Source organism: Thalassobellus citreus (assembly GCF_044385915.1).
Classification (GTDB): domain Bacteria; phylum Bacteroidota; class Bacteroidia; order Flavobacteriales; family Flavobacteriaceae; genus Thalassobellus; species Thalassobellus citreus.
In genome coordinates, this window is sequence record NZ_JBISCC010000130.1 from 22,150 (window position 1) to 44,875 (window position 22,726).

At 30.8% G+C, this 22,726-nt stretch carries 15 protein-coding genes and 1 pseudogene; 2 read left to right on the forward strand and 14 right to left on the reverse strand.

Annotated features, from left to right (window positions below; translation table 11 throughout):
* Window positions 1-139 precede the first annotated feature (139 nt).
* Window positions 140-1,759: an ABC-F family ATP-binding cassette domain-containing protein gene (locus tag ACH5TX_RS17855; protein ID WP_439340855.1), complete on the forward strand. Its 1,620-nt coding sequence runs from the start codon at window positions 140-142 to the stop codon at window positions 1,757-1,759.
* Window positions 1,760-1,842: 83 nt separating this feature from the next.
* Here ACH5TX_RS17855 and ACH5TX_RS17860 read toward each other — a convergent pair whose 3' ends face one another.
* Window positions 1,843-2,082 carry a putative signal transducing protein gene (locus ACH5TX_RS17860; protein ID WP_439340856.1) on the reverse strand — a complete coding sequence of 80 codons (240 nt, stop codon included), beginning with the start codon at window positions 2,080-2,082 and terminating at the stop codon, window positions 1,843-1,845.
* A 174-nt stretch (window positions 2,083-2,256) separates the two neighbouring features.
* Here ACH5TX_RS17860 and ACH5TX_RS17865 point away from each other — a divergent pair, with 174 nt between their 5' ends.
* On the forward strand, window positions 2,257-4,761 hold the full coding sequence (locus ACH5TX_RS17865; RefSeq protein ID WP_439340857.1) for a choice-of-anchor D domain-containing protein: 2,505 nt from the start codon (window positions 2,257-2,259) through the stop codon (window positions 4,759-4,761).
* Window positions 4,762-4,911: 150 nt separating this feature from the next.
* On the opposite strand, the pseudogene ACH5TX_RS17870 reads toward ACH5TX_RS17865, so the two are convergent.
* From ACH5TX_RS17870 to ACH5TX_RS17930, 13 genes and pseudogenes are all read right to left on the reverse strand, one after another.
* Window positions 4,912-5,171: pseudogene (locus tag ACH5TX_RS17870) on the reverse strand (phenylalanine--tRNA ligase subunit beta-related protein); the annotation flags it as partial.
* Window positions 5,172-5,189: 18 nt separating this feature from the next.
* Window positions 5,190-6,047, reverse strand: a complete 858-nt coding sequence (locus ACH5TX_RS17875) for a phosphatase PAP2 family protein (protein WP_439340858.1) — start codon at window positions 6,045-6,047, stop codon at window positions 5,190-5,192.
* A gap of 2 nt (window positions 6,048-6,049) precedes the next feature.
* On the reverse strand, window positions 6,050-8,476 hold the full coding sequence (gene pheT / locus ACH5TX_RS17880) for a phenylalanine--tRNA ligase subunit beta (protein ID WP_439340859.1): 2,427 nt from the start codon (window positions 8,474-8,476) through the stop codon (window positions 6,050-6,052).
* A 129-nt stretch (window positions 8,477-8,605) separates the two neighbouring features.
* The gene (locus ACH5TX_RS17885; RefSeq protein WP_439340860.1) at window positions 8,606-9,076 is read right to left on the reverse strand and encodes a hypothetical protein; all 471 of its coding nucleotides are present in this window, start codon (window positions 9,074-9,076) and stop codon (window positions 8,606-8,608) included.
* Window positions 9,077-9,340: a DUF202 domain-containing protein gene (locus tag ACH5TX_RS17890; RefSeq protein WP_439340861.1), complete on the reverse strand. Its 264-nt coding sequence runs from the start codon at window positions 9,338-9,340 to the stop codon at window positions 9,077-9,079. It lies immediately after the preceding gene.
* A 77-nt stretch (window positions 9,341-9,417) separates the two neighbouring features.
* The gene (locus tag ACH5TX_RS17895) at window positions 9,418-11,829 is read right to left on the reverse strand and encodes an alpha-ketoacid dehydrogenase subunit alpha/beta (RefSeq protein WP_439340862.1); all 2,412 of its coding nucleotides are present in this window, start codon (window positions 11,827-11,829) and stop codon (window positions 9,418-9,420) included.
* A gap of 170 nt (window positions 11,830-11,999) precedes the next feature.
* Window positions 12,000-14,831 carry a gluzincin family metallopeptidase gene (locus ACH5TX_RS17900; RefSeq protein ID WP_439340863.1) on the reverse strand — a complete coding sequence of 944 codons (2,832 nt, stop codon included), beginning with the start codon at window positions 14,829-14,831 and terminating at the stop codon, window positions 12,000-12,002.
* 106 nt (window positions 14,832-14,937) lie between these two features.
* Entirely contained in the window at window positions 14,938-15,627 is a 690-nt protein-coding gene (locus ACH5TX_RS17905; protein WP_439340864.1) for an LOG family protein, read from the reverse strand.
* Between the two features lie 62 nt (window positions 15,628-15,689).
* Complete coding sequence (gene uvrA, locus ACH5TX_RS17910; protein WP_439340865.1) at window positions 15,690-18,524, reverse strand: excinuclease ABC subunit UvrA; 2,835 nt, start codon at window positions 18,522-18,524, stop codon at window positions 15,690-15,692.
* Between the two features lie 90 nt (window positions 18,525-18,614).
* Window positions 18,615-20,201, reverse strand: a complete 1,587-nt coding sequence (locus ACH5TX_RS17915; RefSeq protein ID WP_439340866.1) for a pectate lyase — start codon at window positions 20,199-20,201, stop codon at window positions 18,615-18,617.
* Between the two features lie 121 nt (window positions 20,202-20,322).
* The gene (locus ACH5TX_RS17920) at window positions 20,323-21,018 is read right to left on the reverse strand and encodes a LamG domain-containing protein (RefSeq protein ID WP_439340867.1); all 696 of its coding nucleotides are present in this window, start codon (window positions 21,016-21,018) and stop codon (window positions 20,323-20,325) included.
* A 119-nt stretch (window positions 21,019-21,137) separates the two neighbouring features.
* Window positions 21,138-22,190, reverse strand: a complete 1,053-nt coding sequence (locus ACH5TX_RS17925; RefSeq protein ID WP_439340868.1) for an L-rhamnose/proton symporter RhaT — start codon at window positions 22,188-22,190, stop codon at window positions 21,138-21,140.
* A gap of 65 nt (window positions 22,191-22,255) precedes the next feature.
* Window positions 22,256-22,699, reverse strand: a complete 444-nt coding sequence (locus ACH5TX_RS17930; protein WP_439340869.1) for a MaoC/PaaZ C-terminal domain-containing protein — start codon at window positions 22,697-22,699, stop codon at window positions 22,256-22,258.
* Window positions 22,700-22,726: the final 27 nt, after the last annotated feature.

Genomic DNA, 22,726 nt, shown 5'->3' on the forward strand with positions numbered 1-22,726 from the left:
CTTACCAATTGATTTTTCTACTTTTGCAAAAACTTTAAAAACAGATATATGTCAAGGAGTATGTCTTAATTAATTTTGAAGTTTATGAAGTCTTTTTAGTATAAATAAAAACATCTGAGAAAAATATAAAACAACCCATATGTTATCAGTATCAAATCTTTCGGTTCAATTCGGAAAACGTGTTCTTTTTGATGAAGTAAATACCACATTTAATAATGGTAATTGTTACGGCATCATTGGTGCAAACGGAGCAGGGAAATCAACGTTATTAAAGATTATTTCAGGCAAACAAGAGCCAACTTCAGGTCATGTGTCTTTAGAATCAGGAAAGCGTATGTCTGTGTTAGAGCAAGATCATAATTTATATGATGAGCACACCGTTTTAGAAACTATTTTAATGGGAAATAAACCATTGTTTGATATTAAAACTCAAATAGATGCGCTTTATGCTGATTATTCTGATGAAAATGCTGATAAGATAGGAGAGCTTCAAGTGCGTTTTGAAGAAATGGATGGTTGGAATGCCGATAGTAATGCGGCTGCCATGTTATCTAACTTAGGTATTAAAGAAGAGTTTCATTATACATTAATGGGCGATTTAGATGGAAAACAAAAAGTACGTGTGTTATTAGCACAGGCTTTATTTGGAAATCCGGATGTGTTAATTATGGATGAGCCTACCAATGATTTAGATTATGAAACTATTTCATGGTTAGAAAACTTTTTAGCTAATTATGATAATTGTGTGATTGTAGTATCGCACGATAGACACTTTTTAGATGCTGTTTGTACACACATTTCTGATATCGATTTTGGGAAAGTAAATCATTATTCTGGTAATTATACGTTTTGGTATGAGTCGTCTCAATTAGCAGCACGCCAACATGCACAACAAAACAAAAAAGCAGAAGAGAAAAAGAAGGAGTTAGAAGAGTTTATTCGTCGTTTTTCTGCCAATGTAGCAAAAAGTAAACAGGCTACCAGTAGAAAAAAGATGATTGATAAACTTGATATTGGAGATATTAGAAGAACAAGTCGTCGTTATCCTGCTATTATTTTTGAACGCGAAAGAGAAGCTGGAGATCAAATTCTTAATATTGAAGGTTTAAGTGCTTCAACAGATGGAGAAGTATTATTTAGAAATATTGATTTAAATTTAGTAAAAGGTGATAAAGTAGTGGTGTTCTCAAGAGATTCTAGAGCTACAACTGCATTTTATCAAATTATAAATAATAAAGAACAAGCTGATTCTGGTAAGTTTGCATGGGGTGTAACAACTACACAATCGTATTTACCATTAGATAATAGTGAGTTTTTTAATAACGATTTAACACTTATAGATTGGTTACGCCAATGGGCAAAAACTGAAGAAGAACGCGAAGAAGTTAATATTCGTGGCTTTTTAGGAAAAATGATTTTTAGTGGAGAAGAGGCTTTCAAAAAATCATCGGTATTATCTGGAGGAGAAAAAGTACGTTGTATGTTATCTAGAATGATGATGACAAGAGCGAATGTACTTCAATTGGATGAGCCAACTAACCACTTAGATTTAGAGAGTATCACAGCATTTAATAATTCATTAAAGAATTTTAAAGGCACTATTTTATTCACAACACACGATCATGAGTTTGCTCAAACGGTTGGTAATAGAGTAGTAGAATTAACTCCAAATGGCGTTATTGATAGATACACAACGTTTGATGAATACATGCAAGACAAGAAAATAAAGGAATTGCGTGATAAAATGTATACTGTTTAAAGGTTTTAAATAGTAAGTATAAAAAAAGGATGCTTTGAATAAATTCAGAGCATCCTTTTTTTATTAAAAGACTAATTTAATTATTAGTCTTTTAATTCTGTAGTAATACTTTCAATAATTGGGGTTGCTTTTTCAATTTCATCTTTATGGATAAATACTTCTTGAAATCCAGGAACAATACCTCCACCAAAACCTGCTAAACGAGCAGATTCTGTTTCGTCTTTAACAACAGCAATGACACCTGATTTTTCTAAATCAAAAGTAATGCGTTGTGCTACAATAGAGCTTCCGGTAAAAATTTTTATATAGTTTGAATCTGTCATAGCTTATTGTTTTAAGTGTTCTCTTAAATATACGAAATTTTTGAATATGAAAAAGAGAATAATCATTGTTTTCTTTTGAAAATTCGATACTTAAAAATACCCATTTTTAGGTATTTACTAAGCTTTTGATAATTTGTATTTTTGTTAGTGCTATTAATTAATAAAATATTTGAAATGAAAAAGCTTAGTTTTTTCTTAGTCTTTCTATTGTTGTTTACATGTAATAAGGATGATGATGTTTCAACAGAATCCGTTTCAGAATCCGTTTCAGAGAATATAGTTCTCATTACTGATGATAATTCAGAATTAAAAAGTACCGAAGAACAATTAGATGCAGGAACTTATGTCATTCAGTTTACAGGAGAATTACCAGATGTTGTAAAAGGAGATATTATTATTGGAGATGAAGGAGAAGGGTTTCTTCGCAAAGTAACTACTGTCTTGGTTGAAGGTGATGTTGTAAGTTATAAAACAGAACAAGCCACTATGGAAGATGTTTTTATAAATGCAGATATTAGTTTTAATACAGATATTTCTGAAACCTCTAAATCAGGGAATAATAAATCTTCTAATAATAATTTGATAACTGTTAATTATAAAGCGGAAGGTGTAACCTTGTTAGATGATGGTTTAACCTTTGATTTTTCCAATACACCCATAACTGATAATTTAAAAATATCAAAAGGCTCGGTAAGTTTTAATCCAAATTTTTATTTTGATTGGAGTTATAGTTTAGGAAGTCTTGAAAGTTTCAATTTTAAAACAGAAAACACCGATTTAACAATAGATTGTGACTTATTACTTAGTGAGAGTGGTTCAGTTTCAGGGAGTCATAAAAAAACCTTAGTAGATTATAATAAATATATTACTGTTTTTGTATCAGCCATACCTGTTATTATATCTATAAACACCAAGCTTATAGCGAAGTTGAATCAAGATTTAGACGCGGAGTTTCATGTAACATCTGGATTTACGAATACTAATACACTCACTTTAGGTGCGACATATAAAGATAATGCTTGGAACTCTATTTACAACCTAAATTCAGAATTTCAATCTAAACCAGTTGTATTTGGTGGTTCGGCAAATTTAACTTCAAAGTTAACTATAGTGCCAGAGGTTAGTGTTAAGTTTTATGGTGTTATAGGACCTTATTTTACACCCGAAATGTATTTAGAAACCAATCATGCCATTGCTGTACCTTCTTTAGATTGGTATGCTAATTTAATTGCTGGAACTAATATTGGAGTAGGTGCTAAAGCTACAATTCTAGGTAAAACTTTGGCAAACTATAATAAAACATATTCTTCTTCAGAAACTATTATGGAAGCTCCGAGTAAAATAGAAATTATATCTGGAAATGAACAAATTGGAACTCAAGGCGCTAATTTAAAAGACCCAATTAAAGTTAAGGTAATAGATAAGGCAGGTTTTAAGGTTAGCAATGTACCTGTTTATTTTAACGTTACGACTGGTGGTGGAAGTGTAAGTGAAACAAGTATAATAACGGATGATGAAGGTTTTGCTGAAGTGACTTGGGTATTAGGAAAAGACTCTGAAAACCAAGAAGTAAGTGTAAATATAAAAAAACCTGATGGAACTACATTAGGAGCTCCTATTGTTTTCAAGGCATCTTCTAATGCAGTATTTATAGAACTTTCTGGAGATTTAGATTTTGGTAATGTCGCCTTAAATACAACAGTAGAAAAAACACTTACTATTACTAATAGTTTTGATGCTCCTATTGAAGTGAACTCTATAGAGTTACCAGAAGCATTTACTGTAGATTGGATTAGTGGAACAGTTCAAGCAAATAGTACACAAAATATTGTTATTAGTTTTACACCAACAAAGTTAGAGGACTATAATGGTGTTGTAACCATTAATAATGATGTAGACGAAATAAATAACACTATTAATGTTTCTGGTGTTGGAGTTAATGCTTATACATTAGCAGGAGATTTAAATTTTGGTGATGTAGCCGTTAATAGTGGAGTTACAAGAACTTTATCAATTACTAATAATTTACAACGGGTTTTAAATATTTCTTTAATTGATTTACCTACTGGTTTTTTTGCAAGTTGGACAGGTGGAGATATTGGTGTGAATAGTACACAAGAAGTGATTATTACTTTTATTCCTACCGAAGTAAAAGCGTATTCTGGTAATGCAATTGTTAATAGTGATTCTAATCAAGAAGATAATAATATTGGTGTTTCAGGAAATGGTGTAGAATACTCTATAATTGGAACTTGGAAAGTTATTGAAGAAAGAGGGAAGCCTATTGTTTATAATTCAGAAAAAATTATATTTAGAGAAGACTGTCCAGAATTAATATCATCTAAAGAGTTTGTTTCAAAAAAAAACATTGTATTTAGTTCAAGTACTATCACATATTCAGAAAATGCGAGCTATACTTCATATCACTATTATTTATTATTGAATGATTGTTCTTATGAATCATTTAATACCAACACATCTACTTCTACAGATGAAAATGATTCCATTAATGAGTGTGCATATGCAGGTAATAGAATAATTGTTGATATCAATGGTGATGAACTGATAGCAGAAGATGAAGGTTATTTTTTTGAGTTTGTTAATAGTAATATAGTAAAGTTATCAGTATCATCTGCTGGTGTATATGATACTGATTATTATGTTCTTGAAAGACTATAAAATAGTCTAATGCTTAAAAAACTGTTTTTTATCGTTATCAAACTTTGCTTATATATTGGATGGTGATAAATCGTTTTAATGGAATATTGAATTAATGCCAGATAAAATAATTGTAAAATAGAAAAATAAAACTAAAGTTTAACTTCAGTATTATCTTAATTCTGCACCCAATTGTATTTCAAAACTAGATTGTAATTTAGATATTATTTTATCTATCTGCTTATCGTTAAGCGTTTTGTTTTCATTTTGTAATGTAAAACTAACAGCATAACCCTTTTTACCTTGGTAAACATCAAATAAATTAACACTTTTAAGTAATTGCTTTTCGCTTTGTTTTGCTAATTTATAAATAGATTAAAAGACACATTATCATCTAATAATAATGCAAATTCACGCTTAACAGCAGGGTACTAAGTTTTAGCTATTGTTCAAAAAGTACCTATAAATCCTATTTTGTTTCCGCTAAAGGTAAAATTCCAAGAAATAGTTTTTTGCTTTTTAGTAGCATCATAAGCTTTTGTTTTAAACAAAAATTTGTCTACACCATCTACAACAGCAATACTTAATACGGTTGCTACACCAATATCTGTTAACCAATGAGCTCCAGCAAAAAGTCTGGAGATAGGTGCGATAGATCCTAAAGTATAAACTCCAACTTTAGACCAAGGGTTATTAAATTGTTTAGCGATAGCATGCGCCATAGTTATTGATAATACTGTATGACCAGATGGCATTGAGTGAAATCTAGATTCATTAGACCAAAATCTAAAAGAATTACTTTTATATTCACCTCCTGGTCTGGCTCTACCAATTGCTGTTTTTGAGAAGCTTTGTATTAACCCAGTTGTAAAAGATGAAGATATGATTAAAACACTTGTTCTTCTTAATTTTTCATTTTTGGTAAATAAGCCTACACCATATAATGTGGCGTTTGCAATAAAGTATACTTGAGGGCTCCCAAAGCGTGTGCCAGCTTCTTGAAACAGATTAGGAACATGAGGTTCGTTTCTAATAAAAAGAGCACTCACTTCATCATCAATACTAGCTAGAGATACTGCAGAAAATGCAATGATTCCTAATGTTTTAAAATCCTTTTTTTGCCAATGAAAAGGTCTAGAAAATGAGTATCCAACACTATTTATACTTTGCTTTAAATCATATAAGGCTAATTTGCCTATAGATGTTGTATCTGCAATTTTTACTTTTTTATACGTGTTTTGTTGCGCACTTATTTTAAAAATAGCTGCAAAAACAATAAAAAAAACAATATGATTTTTAAGTTTCAAAATCACCTTAATTCAGCACCAAGTTGTTTTTCAAAATTAGTTTGTAGCTTATTCATTATTTTGTCTATCTGCTTGTCGTTAAGCGTTTTGTTTTCATCTTGTAGTGTAAAACTAACAGCATAACTCTTTTTACCTTTTGGTAGGTTTTTACCTTGATAAACATCAAATAAATTAACACTTTTAAGTAATTGTTTTTCGCTTTGTTTTGCTAATTTATAAATAGATTCAAAAGACACATTGTCATCTAATAATAATGCAAAGTCGCGCTTAACAGCAGGATATTTAGCAATAGTTTTGAATGTGATTTTATTTCTTTTTACAAGTTCTAAAATGGCATCCCAATTAAAATCTGCGAATAGCACTTCTTGAGAAATATCGAAATGTTTTAAAATAGGATTTTTAATGATACCAAAATCAACCAACTTTGTTTTTCCTTGACTAAAACTTAAGCCTTCACTAAACAAATCATTAGCAGTTGGGCTTTCATTAAATCTAGAAATACCTAAACGTTCTAAAACAGTTGTAATATTTCCTTTTAGGTAAAAGAAATCACTTTTTTTAGAGGGAGATAACCAGTTTTCATGTGATTGATTTCCTGTAATAAATAGTCCTAAATGTTTATATTCTTCACGCTTATCGTTATAACCATGGTATGTTTTTCCAAATTCAAAAAGCTTTAAATCACTTCGTTTTCGGTTGATATTAAACGATAAGGCTTCTAGTCCTGAAAATAATAAAGACTGTCTTAAAACAGATAAATCATTACTTAAAGGATTGAGCATAGAAATATTATGTTCTTCTTTTAATTGCTCACTTAATGCAGCGTAATTAGGCGTCGTCAACGAGTTTGAAAGAATTTCAAAAAATCCTTGAGATGCTAATTGATTTCCTATAATATTCTGAATTTTATAATCTTCAAAACGTGTAGTTGAAGAAATAGAGGCGTTTAATTTTTCGGTAGTCTTTATATTATTATAACCGTAAACACGTAAAATTTCTTCAATAACATCAGCTTCTCTAATAACATCATTACGAAAAGCAGGTACGGTTAAACCTAATCCTGTTTCGGTAACATTATTTACCTTGATATCTAAGGAAGCTAAAATGCGTTTAATAGTTTCTTTTGGAATTTCTTCACCAATTAATCTTTCAGCACTATCAAAACTAAGGCGAACTTCAAAGTCTTTAATTTTATTAGGATAAAAATCAATAATATCACTTGTAATTTCTCCTCCAGCAAGTTCCTGAATTAGTAGGGCAGCACGTTTTAATGCATACTCAGTAATATTAGGGTCGATACCTCGTTCAAATCTAAAAGAAGCATCAGTATTTAAAGCGTGACGTTTAGCCGATTTACGAATACTTACAGGGTTAAAATAGGCACTTTCTAAAAAGATACTTGTTGTAGTTTCAGAAACACCAGAATTTAAACCTCCAAAAACACCTGCAATACACATAGGCTTTTCTTCATCGCAAATCATTAAATCATCTTCATGTAATTCACGTTCTACACCATCTAAAGTCACAAATTTGGTTCCTGCTTCTAAAGTTTTAACTTCAATTTTATTTCCAGCAATTTTAGCAGCATCAAAAGCATGTAACGGTTGTCCTAAATCATGTAACACATAATTTGTAGCATCAACAATGTTGTTTATTGGGCTTAATCCAATTGCTTTTAAGCGGTGCTGTAACCAAGCAGGAGATTCTTTAACTTTTAAACCAGAAATAGTAACACCACAATAGCGTGGTGCTAAATCTTTATCTTTTACATCCACATCAATTTTTAATATGCGACTATCAACATGAAACGCACTAACGGATGGTGTTATTAATTCTAAATTAATATCTTTTTGTACTAAACCAGCTTTTAAATCGCGAGCAGTTCCTAGATGACTCATGGCATCGGCTCTGTTTGGTGTTAAACCAATTTCAAAAACTTGATCGTTTTCTATATCAAAAATATCAGCTGCAGGTGTTCCTACTTTTAAAGCATTGTCTAAAACCATGATACCTTCATGAGACTTCCCTAAACCTAGTTCGTCTTCGGCACAAATCATTCCGAAGCTTTCTTCGCCTCTAATTTTACCTTTTTTTATGGTCCATGCTTCTCCTTCTTCAGAATATAAAGTAGTTCCTATAGTTGCTACAGGTACTTTTTGTCCTGCCGCTACATTTGGTGCGCCACAAACAATTTGTACAGGAGCTTCTAAGCCAATATTTACAGTGGTTACTTTTAGTTTATCGGCGTTTGGATGTTTTATACAAGTTAAAACCTCTCCAACAACAATACCTTCTAATCCTCCTTTTACAGATTGATAGGCTTCAATACCTTCAACTTCTAGTCCTAAATCTGTAAGTAATTCACTGGTTTGTTCTGGAGTCCAATCTATTTTTAAGAATTGTTTTATCCAATTGTATGAAATCTTCATAAATCATTATCGTATTAAGCATGCAAAGATAAAATATTGCTGCTAGCATTCAAACAAAGCGTTGTAATTTGTGAGGTTAAAAAGGAATAAATATATAATTTAATCTATAGATATAAAGTTTTCAATAAATTATAAATCTTCAAGCATCAAATTATAATCATATTGCAAGTCTTCATGTAAAGACGCTATTATTTTTTTAGAAAGTAATATTTGTCTATCATACATGTTTTGTAGCTGTGTGCTTCTTTTTATAGTAGGTTTAAAATGTTTTAGCTTTTCGCAAAAGTAGAGTAGGAGTTCAACTTCGGTTTCTTTCTTTTGAGAATATCGAACATACTTTTTTACGTTTCTAAGAATTTTGCGTACACTTTTTCTAATGTAAAAATAACTATCTCTGTTTATTAATTCAAACTCATCATCCATATAGGTTTTAACGGTTTGTATATAACCATCTTCATCAGCAGATTCAAACAATAAATAAGTAAGAAGTTCTTTGTTTTCTTTTTTAAATCGAGATAAGCGCAAACATAACTCCATTAATTCGTTAGAAGACAGGTGTTTTAATTCTTTTTTTATAGTAACAACTGAGACTGCTTTCATTTAAACTTTATAGTGTTTTTTAATCGTTCGTTTTACCGAATATAACCGTAACAAACCAATAATTAATATTGCAGGACATATTGCTAATAAAATGATACCAAAGGATTTCATTTCAGAAAAGAACTCTAATTTTAATAATGTTATTCCTGTTCCAAGAAATACAATAAACGTTCTAAAATAGGCAAGAAAGGTTCTTTCGTTTGCTAGTTTTGTTCGTTCTATGGCCAACCAATCTCTGGTTATTAATGGTGTTTTTTTATCCATTATTTTGATTTGTTTATAAATATAAAAAAACCATTACAAGTGTAATGGTTTAAAATATTATTTATTGCGATTTTATTTTACCTCAATTTAGGAAAATCGGTAGGGTTTAATTCGTGCATAACCTCATAAACTGCTTCAAAAATATCTTCGGCAGATGGTTTAGAGAAATAATCACCGTCATTTCCATAAGCAGGTCTGTGCGCTTTAGCAGTTAATGTTTTTGGTTCGCTATCTAAATATTGAAATGCTTTTTGTGTATTTAAAATTTCATTTAAAATATATGCTGAAGCACCTCCAGGAACATCTTCATCAATAATCATAACTCGATTTGTTTTAGTAATGCTTTTAACAATATCATGATTTAAATCGAATGGTAACAATGACTGTACATCAATAATTTCTACATCAATACCAATAGATAGTAATTCTTTGGCTGTTTCTTGTACAATACGAAGCGTAGAACCGTAAGATACTAATGTAATATCTGTACCTTCTTTTACGGTTTCTACAACACCAATAGGCGTTTTAACAATACCTAAATTATTAGGCATTTTTTCTTTTAATCGATAGCCGTTTAAACATTCCACTACTATTGCAGGATCGTCGCCTTGTAACAGTGTATTGTAAAAACCAGCAGCTTTAGTCATGTTTCTTGGTACTAAAACATGTACACCTCTTGCTAAATTTAATATACCTCCCATTTGAGAACCAGAATGCCAGATGCCTTCTAATCTATGTCCGCGTGTTCTAATAATTAACGGTGCTTTTTGTTTGCCTTTGGTTCTGTAATGTGTTGTAGCTAAATCGTCGCTAATAATTTGAATAGCGTATAGTATATAATCTAGGTATTGTATTTCTGCAATGGGTCTTAATCCACGAAGAGCCATACCTATTCCTTGACCTATAATGGTTGCTTCACGTATGCCAACATCGGCAACTCGTAATTCTCCATATTTTTCTTGTAAACCTTCTAAACCTTGGTTTACATCACCAATATTTCCTGAATCTTCACCAAAAACTAGGGTTTCTGGATAGTTTTGAAAAATGGCATCAAAATTATCGCGAAGAATAATACGACCATCTACTTGAGGTGCATCATCTTCATAGCTTGGTTTAACTTCTTTAATAAGAATATTAGATCGATTTGTTTCAGAATATAAATGAGAACTAAATTTAGGTTGTACTTTTTCAAAAAGAGCATCTACCCAATTACTAAGCAATTTTTTTTCTGTTGAAATATCTCCAATAGTATATCTTAATGCTTTTCTAGCATGTGATAATATATCTTTTCTTGTAGGCTCATCAATAATAGCTAACGAATCTTTAAGTTTCTTAATGAATATACCGTTAACACTTGATGATGCTACTTGAGTTAATATAGAAAGTAATTCTTGTTGTTCTTTTTGAATGGGTTTCAAAAATATTGTCCAAGCATTTTTTTTGGCTACTCTAACATCTCTTTTTATATTTCTTTCTATTTCAATAAGCGCTTCGTTAGTTGCTATACCACTTTCAATAATCCATTCTCTCATTTTGGTATTGCAATCATGTTTGGTTTCCCAATCTAAACGCTCTGCATTTTTATAACGCTCATGAGAACCAGAAGTAGAATGACCTTGTGGTTGCGTTAATTCTGAAACATGAATTAAAACAGGTACATGCTCATCTCTTGCAATAGTAGAAGCTTCTTGATATGTTTCTATAAGATTTGGGTAATCCCAACCTTTTACGCGCAAAATTTCGAAACCTTTTTGCTCGTTATCGCGTTGAAAACCTTTTAATATTTCAGAAATATTTTCTTTAGTTGTTTGGTGTCTTGCGTGTACAGAAATGCCATATTCATCATCCCAAATACTAATAACCATAGGAACTTGTAATACACCTGCAGCATTTATGGTTTCAAAAAATAGTCCTTCACTTGTACTGGCATTACCAATGGTTCCCCAAGCAACTTCATTTCCTTTTTTAGAAAAATTAGTTGTGTTTATACCATCAACTTGTCTGTAAATTTTTGAAGCTTGCGCTAAACCTAACAAGCGAGGCATTTGACCAGCAGTAGGAGAGATGTCAGCGCTAGAGTTGTATTGGTTAGTTAAATCTTTCCAACTTCCATTATCATTCAAACTATGTGTTACAAAATGACCTCCCATTTGTCGACCAGCAGACATCGGTTCTAATTCTAAATTAGTATTAGCATATAAACCAGCAAAAAATTGTTCAGGAGTAAGTTCTCCAATAGCCATCATGAATGTTTGATCGCGATAATAACCAGATCTCCAATCGCCTTTTAAAAAGGCTTTCGCCATAGCTAATTGAGGTATTTCTTTGCCATCACCAAAAATGCCAAACTTTGCTTTTCCAGTTAATACCTCTCGACGACCAAGGATACTACATTCTCTGCTTGTTGCTGCAATTTTATAATCATTTAATACTTCTGTTTTAAAGTCTTCAAATGATATATTGTTTTTCAAGTCTGGAATAGTTTGCATATAAGTAGAATTTCACTTTTGCAAAAGTAGGTAAAGTTTATCTTTTTTGCAATTATATAAACCTTAAAGTTATTGAGTAATTGCTAAAATAATTCATTTTTTTCTTCAAAAAACAAAAATAAATCATTAAAAACAACATTTTATTGATAAATATGTAATTTTAAAATGTTTTAAAACCATCTTCTTCTGAATAAACCTAAAAGCGCTTGTGGATCTACAGTAAACTTAAATCTAATTTTTTCATCGTAATTAGGTTGCCCAATTTCCCAACCTAGGTTAGAGTATAATGGAAAATAAATTTCGAAATAATCTGTGACTAAATTAAGTCTGATTCCAGAATCATAAACGAAATGTGGTGACGCAAATTTATTTTTAACTAAACCAATATCTCCATATAGTAGAATATACCTCCATAATGTTGTACTACTATTAATTGTTGTAATCCATTGGTTTGCAAATGGCGTGTCAAGTTTAGATTTAAAACCGCCTTCAGCAGCTATATATTGTTGACTAAAAATCCCTGAAGTTTCAGAACGCCCTAAGTATGGATAATCAAATAAATAATCTGTTGGTCTGTCTAAAGCAAAGCTAAAATAATTTGAATTAGCATCATTTTTATTACTTAAAAAAGCTCCAGTATACATGCGTAAATTTAATTGCCTATTGCTTTCAAATAAACGTCTGTATTCATAATTTAAAGATACTTTACTAAATGTTTTAGAAATTTGAAGGTCTGTTCGTAATTTGCTGAAATTTATTAGGTTGTCGTTTGAGTTAACATAACGCACATTGAATAAATTATAGTTTGGTTCATTGGTTGTTAATATGTTATTTATGTCTTCATCTCTATTAATATCAGAATATCTGAACATAAGTAATTGCTTCTTATTTGATCGTAAGTCATTCTTTTCTCTAAATAGAAACGTAATTGCTGGACCAAATTGTGTAACAAATAAATTAGGAGCAAACGAATTATAACCAGCTCCAATACCATAACTAATTGAATAAAGATTACTATCTTCTAAAAAGTGGGTCATTGAAACAAAACCAGAACCGGTAAAGGTTTTTGATTTTAAAGAATATTGTGGCTCAAATTTATAATTAAAGCGTTTTTTTAGAATGGTTGAGTTGTAAGCACGCATTCCAATAGTAAAACCGTCATAAATATTATTAAATTCTGCTATAGGCATAAAGAATACCTGACTGTAATGAGGATCTTCAATATCTTTAAAAAGCCTAAATTGCAGTGGTTTGTTATTAAAAAAGAAACCTTTTAAAGATTTCCAATTATCCCTTATATTTACTTCAGGAATAACTTTATTATAGTTTAAAACAAGTTTATTGGCATCATTTCTTGGTAACGTTATTGTTTTGTTATTTGTAATATTTTCAATCCAAGTTTTAGAAATAATACTATCATTATTTAAAGTGTATAATGATATAGGCATGCTATTATCTCTCTTGTTTTTAATAGTTAATGTAATAGAATCTTTTGTTTTTCTTACCTTTTTTATTTTGAAATCTATTTTTTTCCTGGTATTTAAATAATCATTAAAAAACCAATCAATATTTTTATTGGTTTTTGATTTTATATAGTTTTCAAAAGCTTTAGCCGATGTTGGTTTTAGTTTGTTATCAATTATAAATTCTGATAAGCTATTTTCTACTACATCATGATTTACGAAATCATCTAAATATTTTAAACCAACTCCAGCTTTGTATTTATTAGCAATATTTTTGTTGAATTTTAGTAACGAGTCCTTTGGCATAGTTAATTTTTGGTCTCTGTTACTTCTAGCCATCAACATGAATGCTAAAGTATACTTATCGTTAAAATCCATATCTGCTGCATGAAATGAACGAACTCCCCAAAAATCAGCTATAGAACCTAAAAATTTCATTTCAGGGTAATGCTCTTCAACATATTGCATTAGATAATAAATTTGTATACCATCAATGAGCCATTGTTCTTTTCTTGGATTGATTAAAAGCGTATTTTCTAAATAGTTTTGAAGCGCTATTTTTAATATTTTCAGTTCGTATTGAAAATGATTAGGATATGGTTTTATGAATTTAGGAAGAAAATTTAATCCATAAATAGGATCATTATTATAATCTATATTTGTTAAAAGAAGTTTACTATGAGGGGGCTTTCCAAAATTATCTAATAAAAAATTTATTACTTTTTCAGTAATCAAAACTTTATCAATAACTTCTAAGCCATCATCATTAATATTGGAAATTATTGTAAAATCATCAGTTTGAATGGCATTGAAGTTAGATATTTTATTTAGGAATAACTTATTGTTTAATCTGTTTTTTCCTTCTAATATTACTGTTTGTTTTTTTGTGTCTTCTTCTTTGTTTATAATATCTAATTCTGAAGTTATTGTATAACCCTTTGGATATTCAATTTTTAATGTTACATCTGACTTAGGAATGAATAAATCATCTAAATCTTTATTACTATAATACTGCCATTCACCATTATAAATAGCAGGAGTTATATACCAATATCTTAAGTTTAAATCTCCTGTATCTGTATAACCATAACTTGTAAATTTATCGCTAGGTACTTGTACTATATAATCTAAATTAATAGTATAAAACTCATTAGGCTTTAAAGGGGTTTTTAAAGCCACTTGAATAATATCTATTTGATTTTTTAATTGACTGAACACTAAATTTTTATTATCCTGTTTTATTGAGGTAATTACAGAGTAACCACGATCTTTATTTTTAGCTAAATGAAATTTATTATTGTATTCGTCAGCAATTCTATGTGCTAAAGGTGTTTTTTTAGTTGAGTAACTATTATTCCAATCGTTTAAATAAATAGTATCTAATACGTTATTTGAAGTATTCTGATATTGAATGGTTTGAGATATTTTTATCTGTTTAGCATTAATATCAAAAATAGCCTTTAAATCAATTTTATTTTGACCAAAGCCTGTAAAGAAAATTAGGGTAAATATGGTACAAATTAAAAGGCGTAATTTCAATGTATTAAAATCATTAAAGGTTCATAAGTCATTCAAGGCGCTGCAATATAGTAAAATAAGACGGTTTTGCTAAATTACAGCACTTTGAAAAAGAAAAGTAGATGTATTAAAAATTCGGACTCAAACCAGAATTTTCATAGAAAGCATCTAAAATAGTTATAACCTCTTCTTCAGTATCAACTAAATGTATTAAGTCTAAATCTTTTGCACTAATGTTGCCAAATTTTTCTAAAAGAGTAGATTTTACCCAGTCCATAAGACCTTCCCAAAATTCAGTTCCAACTAATATTATAGGGAATTTTTCAATTTTATGTGTTTGAATAAGTGTTATGGCTTCAAATAATTCGTCTAAAGTTCCAAAACCTCCAGGCATGACTACAAAACCTTGAGAGTATTTTACAAACATGACTTTTCTAACAAAGAAATAATCAAAATCTAAACTTTTATCAGAATCGATATAAGGATTATCATGTTGCTCAAAAGGTAATTCAATATTTAATCCAACCGAAGTTCCACCACCTAAATGTGCCCCTTTATTACCTGCTTCCATTATACCAGGACCACCGCCAGTAATAACACCATAACCAGATTCTACAATACTTTTAGCAATACTTTCTGCTAGTTTGTAGTATTTGTGTTCAGGTTTTGTTCTTGCAGATCCAAAAATGGAGACACAAGGACCTATTTTACTCATTTTTTCAAAACCATTGACAAATTCGCCCATAATTTTAAAAATAGCCCAAGAATCGTTTGTTTTTATTTCGTTCCAACCTTTAGGATGATGTTCTGTTACCATACTTCTTTATTTATTTTTTATTAACTTGTTTAGACAAGTCCTTAATTAGTAAATTTTATTGGTTATAAATCTAATTCTTTTTTTAAGAATTTAGCTGTATAACTTTTTTTATGTTTCACAATGTCTTCTGGCGTACCTTCAACAATAATTTGTCCGCCACCTTTTCCGCCTTCATAGCCAATATCAATAATATGATCAACGGTTTTAATAACGTCTAAATTGTGTTCAATAATTAATACGGTATTTCCTTTGTTGGCTAATTTATTGAGCACAACCATTAATACTCGAATATCTTCAAAATGTAATCCTGTAGTAGGTTCATCTAAAATATAAAAAGTATTTCCAGTATCTCGTTTACTTAATTCGGTTGCTAGTTTTATACGTTGAGCCTCTCCACCAGATAGGGTTGTACTTTGTTGTCCTAGTGTTATATAACCTAATCCAACATCTTTGATGGTTTTTAGTTTGTTGTAAATTTTTGGAATGTGTTCAAAGAAATCTACAGCTTCATTAATGGTCATATTTAAAACATCGCTGATGCTTTTTCCTTTATAACGAATTTCTAAAGTTTCACGGTTAAAACGTTTTCCTTGGCAAGTTTCACATTCTACATACACATCAGGAAGGAAATTCATTTCAATAACACGTAAACCACCTCCTTGACAGGTTTCACAACGTCCGCCTTTTACATTAAAACTAAAACGACCTGCTTTATAACCGCGAATCATAGCTTCAGGGATTTTAGCAAATAATGCTCTAATTTCACTAAAAGTACCTGTGTAAGTTACTGGATTACTACGTGGTGTTCTACCAATTGGCGATTGGTTAATATCAATAACTTTATCAATGTGTTCTAAACCTTTTATGCTCTTGTAAGGCATGGGTTTTTTTACACCATTAAAGTAGTGTGCATTTAAAATAGGGTAGAGGGTTTCATTAATTAAAGTCGATTTACCACTACCAGAAACACCAGTAATACCAATCATTTTGCCTAAAGGAAATTTAACCGATACATTTTTTAAATTATTACCTGTACAACCTTTAAGTTCTAAAAATTTGCCGTTGCCTTTGCGTCGTTTTTTAGGAATCTCTATTTCTTTATTACCATTTAAATAATCGGCAGTTAAGGTATCGTGAGTTAAAAGTTCTTCGGGTGTACCGATGCTAATAATTTCACCACCATATTTTCCAGCTTTAGGTCCAATGTCAATTACATAATCAGCACGTTCAATCATATCTTTGTCATGTTCAACAACAATAACTGAATTACCAATATCACGAAGTGATACTAACGAATTAATTAGTTTTTCATTATCGCGTTGATGCAGACCAATACTAGGTTCGTCTAAAATATAGAGGACACCAACTAATTGAGAACCTATTTGTGTAGCTAGTCTAATACGCTGTGCTTCTCCACCGGATAACGATTTAGAACTTCTATTTAATGATAAATAATTTAAACCAACATCTAATAAAAACTGTAATCTTGATTTTATTTCTTTTACAACTTCTTCAGCTATTTTAAGTTGTTTTTCTGATAAGTGATTATGTAAATCTTTAAACCAATTGGCTAATTCAACAATATCTGTATTAGCAAGTTCTGCTATGTTTTTATTGTTTATTTTGAAGTAAAGTGATTCTTTTTTTAAACGAGAACCTTCACAAACTGGACATTTAATTTTGTCCATATAATCTTTAGCCCAACGTTTTAAAGAGGTTGATTCTGCCGTTTTATATTGATTTTCAATAAAATTAGCAACGCCTTCAAAATCTATCTTATAATCTCGGGTAACTCCTAATGTTTTACTTTCAACAGAAAACTTATCGTTGCCACCATACAAAATCATTTGTTTAGCTTCCTCAGGAATATCTTTGTAAGCATCGGTTAGTTTAAAATTAAAACGCTGCGCAATTGTTTCAAACTGTTTAAAAATCCAGCTGTTTTTTTCCGCGCCATGAGGCGCTAAAGCTCCATTTTGTATTGAAAGAGAATCGTCTGGAATAATTTTATCTTCGTTTACCTGATATAATTCGCCAATACCATTACAATTATCGCAGGCACCTTTTGGAGAGTTGAATGAAAAATTATTGGGTTCAGGATTTGGATATGATATACCACTTGACGGACACATTAAATTCCGACTAAAATAGCGTGTTTCTTTGGTGTCTTGATCTAAAACCATTAATACATCATCACCATGATACATGGCCGTGTTTATGGTTTCGGTAAGACGTTTATCATTATCGGCTGTATCGTCAATTTTTAAACGATCAATAACAATTTCTATATCGTGATTTTTGTACCGATCTAATTTTAAGCCTTTTACAAGGTCTTTAATTTCGCCATCGGTTCTGACTTTAACAAAACCTTGCTTCGCTATTTGTTCAAACAGTTCACGGTAGTGACCTTTACGAGAGCGTACTACAGGAGCTAAAATATTTATGCGTTTTCCGTTAAAGTTTTTAATAATAAGTTCTTTAATTTGCTCATCACTATAACTTATCATTTTATCGCCTGTATTGTAGCTATATGCATCACTAGCACGCGCAAATAATAAACGTAAAAAATCATAAATTTCTGTAATAGTACCTACAGTAGACCGTGGTGATTTACTGGTTGTTTTTTGCTCAATAGCTATAACTGGAGAAAGGCCATCAATTTTATCTACATCAGGGCGTTCTAAACCTCCTAAAAATTGTCTGGCATAGGCCGAAAATGTTTCAATGTAACGACGTTGTCCTTCGGCATAAATAGTATCAAAAGCTAATGATGATTTTCCGCTGCCTGATAATCCTGTAATAACTACCAGTTTTTCACGAGGAATGGAAACATCAATATTTTTAAGATTGTGTACTCGGGCTCCTTTTACTTCAATAAAATCATCAAATTGGCTCATAAATAGGCAAAAGCGCAAAGTTACAATTTTTGATGTTAAATTCTTGTGAAGTTTATTCCCGTTTTATTTTATCAATATGCTTATCAAATATTATTGATTTGTTGCGTTTAGATAATTAATTAGAAATTTCATGTTTTTAATATAGTTCCCTGTTGAAATATATTTTTGATTTGTTTTATTTCTAAAAGGAGAAGTGTCAGTTTCATCACCAACCCTTGTAGTGCTATAATCATTGGTAAGCTCTGTTTTTACGCCGTCTCCAATATATGGGTTACTAATATATGCTTTAGTTGTTAGCCAACGGTTTTGGTTATCTAACGCATTAATAATTTCTGTTATTTTAGTTTCATTAACCTTAAATTGATAGCTAAACCTATTTAGATTATAATATTTTTGAGGTGTCCCTTCGTTTTTAAATTGTGCTGGTTTAAGAGGGGAATCCTTAGATGCTTCATCGCTTGTAAGTTGTGAAACTCTTTTGTATTCATCTTTTAATTTTTGAATAGGAATACCACGTTTTCCTCCGTAATGAGATAATAGATTTTTATCATCATAATCTACATAATAACGTCCGTATTTTACGTTAGATCCTTTACGGTGGACATAAATTGGTTTGTTGGATTTAATCTCAACAAATGTTGGGTGTGTACGGTGTGCATCTACTTTATCTGCAGGTAGAGTTACTTTTTCTAACCAATTAATGGCTTTAGGTACGCCTTCTAGAAAAGTTCTATCACCTGTTAATTCATAAAATTTCATTAAAAGAAACGTGTTTTCACTTGTCGCTCCAGGTAAAAAAGCAGCTGGTTCATAAGTTCTAGCACTAGCAACTTCCATTTTCATATTTAACTGTTGGCCCCATGCACCAGAGCTATGTTGAGATATTTTATAAAAATTCATACCTCTATAAATTGGATCAAGAAATCGTTCTTCTCCTAATACTAAATAACATTGAATGAGTAGATTTATATTCTCCCAAATAACATCATCGTTAAATGTATAAAACGAAGAATAGTCTGGAAATCCATGCTTTTCATAATTATACATTAACGGATATCTTTGAGGCCAACCACCATTAGGGTATTGACTTTTTAAAACAAACTCAATAGCTTTATCTAAGGCTGGTTTATATTTAGGATCTAATTCTTCTAGATACATTCTTAATAAAAATCTTGTAGCATCAGATGTTACATCGTCATCAAAAGTGGAGTTACCATAATAATGTTGAAACTCTTCTAAGCGCCATCCGTTTTTACCAATAGTATTATACCATTGTTTAAGCGATCGGTCTCCTGCAAAATCTACTACATAATTCCAGCCTCCTTCATTACTTTGTCCCCAAATAACCGCAGCTGCAGCTTTTTGTGCCGCTTTTAAATAGTATGTGTTATTAGTAGCATGATAGGCATCTAAAAACAAATTACCCATACCAATTGTTCCCGATCCTTGCATCCAAATCATGGTTTTATAAGCTTCCATTTCTCCCCACTGACGTGAAAAATCGGGCATATAATACCAAACATAACCACCATTAGTACTTACTTCTTCAACCATAAATTTGGTTGCTTTAAGCATGGTTTCTAATGTTTGTTCTTTAGTAAACTTTGTTTGTGCTTCTAATTTTAATCCTAATATTAAAATTAAGAATAGGAGTAGATAGTGGTTAGCTATTTTCATATTACTTAGTTGGTTTTAATACAAAAAAACAACATGAATTTGGAAACAAATGGGAAAGTATTCTAAATAGCTTAAGAATAATAAATTATTCAAACTTTTAATATGTAATTACTTAGATGGTTTAAAAACTCATAAATTCATTTGGTTTAAGTTGTTTTTGAGATACTTTAACTTTGTATATGTCTCCTTTAAACCAAGAGCGTTTATTTAAACGTACACCTGCAGAACTTTTCCCTGTTTCAATAGGATTAAAAGTGTAAGGCTCTGTTAATTCAAGTTTTCCGTTAACATAGGTGCTAAGACTATTTGCAGAAACAACTAAAGCAACATGATACCATTGTCCTAGAGGATGCAGCAAGCTTTCGTCAATGAGCGCTAATTTATTTTCTCCAGAAGCTACAAAACCATCAAAATACCAGTTATAATCTACAGCTCTTATTTCTAGTAACATTCTATCTCCAGAAACTTCACCCATGTGAACAACACGTTGCTCAAAAGGAGAATTTAATGACGGATTAAAAATCATTTCTATAGTAAACTCCTTTAACGATTTTAGAGGCATTTCATTAATGAATAAAGCATCATCAACTCCATTAAAATGAACGGCTTCACCATGTGATGATTGAACTATTATAGGATTACCACTAATTTCTAGATTATTAGGTTTTGTTTTTAGGATATTCGCTAGTGTCCATTCGGTTGTGTTATTTTGAGCTTGTTGTTTTTTAGAGTTTTTACAATTAAAAAGAAAAGTAAAACATAATGTAATTAATACAATTTTTACTGTGGTATTTATTCTAGTATATTTAATAATCATAAATTTATTTTTGTTTTGAATTGATAACTAAAGAAAAATAGTTAATTATTCAAATATATTTAAAAAAGAGTCCTTTGTCAAAATGTTAGTTACTAAATTGATTTTTAAAAGAATAATACTTAATAACTACCGTAACTAGTAACACAAAAAGATACAATTAAAACAACCAATCCAACAAGTAGGATTGCATAGGTTTCTTTTTTTACATGTTTCCATTCTTTCATAATGACACCTACAATATAGCTAAAGAAAATAAGCATAGACATGTGTAATACCCAACTAGCAAACTGGAATTCTCCCATTTTTACATGCCCTAAGCCATAAAAGAAAAACTGTAAACACCATAGCATACCTGTTAAAGATGATAAGAACCAATTTCTTAAAAGATTGCTTTTAGGAGCTTCTATTGCTGTGTTTTTATTAGGTAAAAATTCTTTTATTGTATTTTGTTTAAAACTTAAGACTAAATACCATATAAAGTTTACAACAAAACAACCTAAGGTAGATACTACTAATTTCGCATTTCCTTCAAAATGACCTGCGCCATTTTCGGCTGCCATATCTGCAATAGGTTGCCCAAATTCTAAAGATAGATTAAACACTCCAGAAAGTACACCTGCAATAATACTTAATGCTAAGCCTAACATCATGTTAAAGCCCGCTTTGTTTAGTTTTTTGCTACTTATATCTTTTTCTTTTTTAAAACCTGCCCATCCACAAATAACAACACCAAGAATAGATAATAGCATTCCTAAAAGTACAATACTACCTCCAGGTTTTGTGAAGAAATCTTGAAAGCCTCCAAACACCATAAGTGGCATGATTGTACCAATTACCGCAGAAATACCTATAGCAATGGTATAGGTTAAAGAATAGCCAATATGGTTAATGGCTTTACCAAAAGACATACCACCAAAGCCATAAATACCGCCTAACAAAAAGGCCATCCAAAACGGTTTTGAAGGTGCTTCTGCCATGATGGAAAAAAAATCAGGCACCGTTAACCACGCTAATAGCATAGGCATAACTAGCCATGCAAAAATGGATTGTGCTAACCAATAGGTATTCCATGACCATCCTTTTGTTTTGGTACTTGGTAAATAACAACTCGCTGCTGATATGCCTCCTACTGCATGAAGAAGCGTTCCTATTAAAGAATTTGGTGCACTCATTTTATTATGTTTTAGTTAGTTGGTTATTTTGAAACTCATTAGTAATTATAATCTAATGGGTAATTTTAAGCTTTTCTTTTAACGAGCAATAAATGATCGCAAACCAAAACAACTTCACCTTTTTGATTTATGATTTCTACATGCTCAGTTACGGTTCCCATTTCTGGTCTTTTTGCATCGGCTTTATTTGAAATGGTAATTTCAGAATGAATGGTATCACCAATGTGAACGGGTTTAACAAATCGCATTCTATCATAGCCTTTTGAAAATGCTTCTGGGTTTATTTCGGAAGCTGTTAAACCAATGCCTATACTAAAAATCATGGTGCCATGTGCAATACGTTGTCCAAAGGGTTGTGTTTTACACCAAGCTTCATCCATATGATGCGGAAAGAAATCTCCTGTATGTCCTGCGTGCACAACGAAATCGGTTTCGGTTATAGTTCTTCCTAAGGTAACACGTTTGTCGTCTAATTTATAATCTTCGAAAAATGTTGATTTGAAATACATATCTTATTTTTTTAATCGTTTTATTGT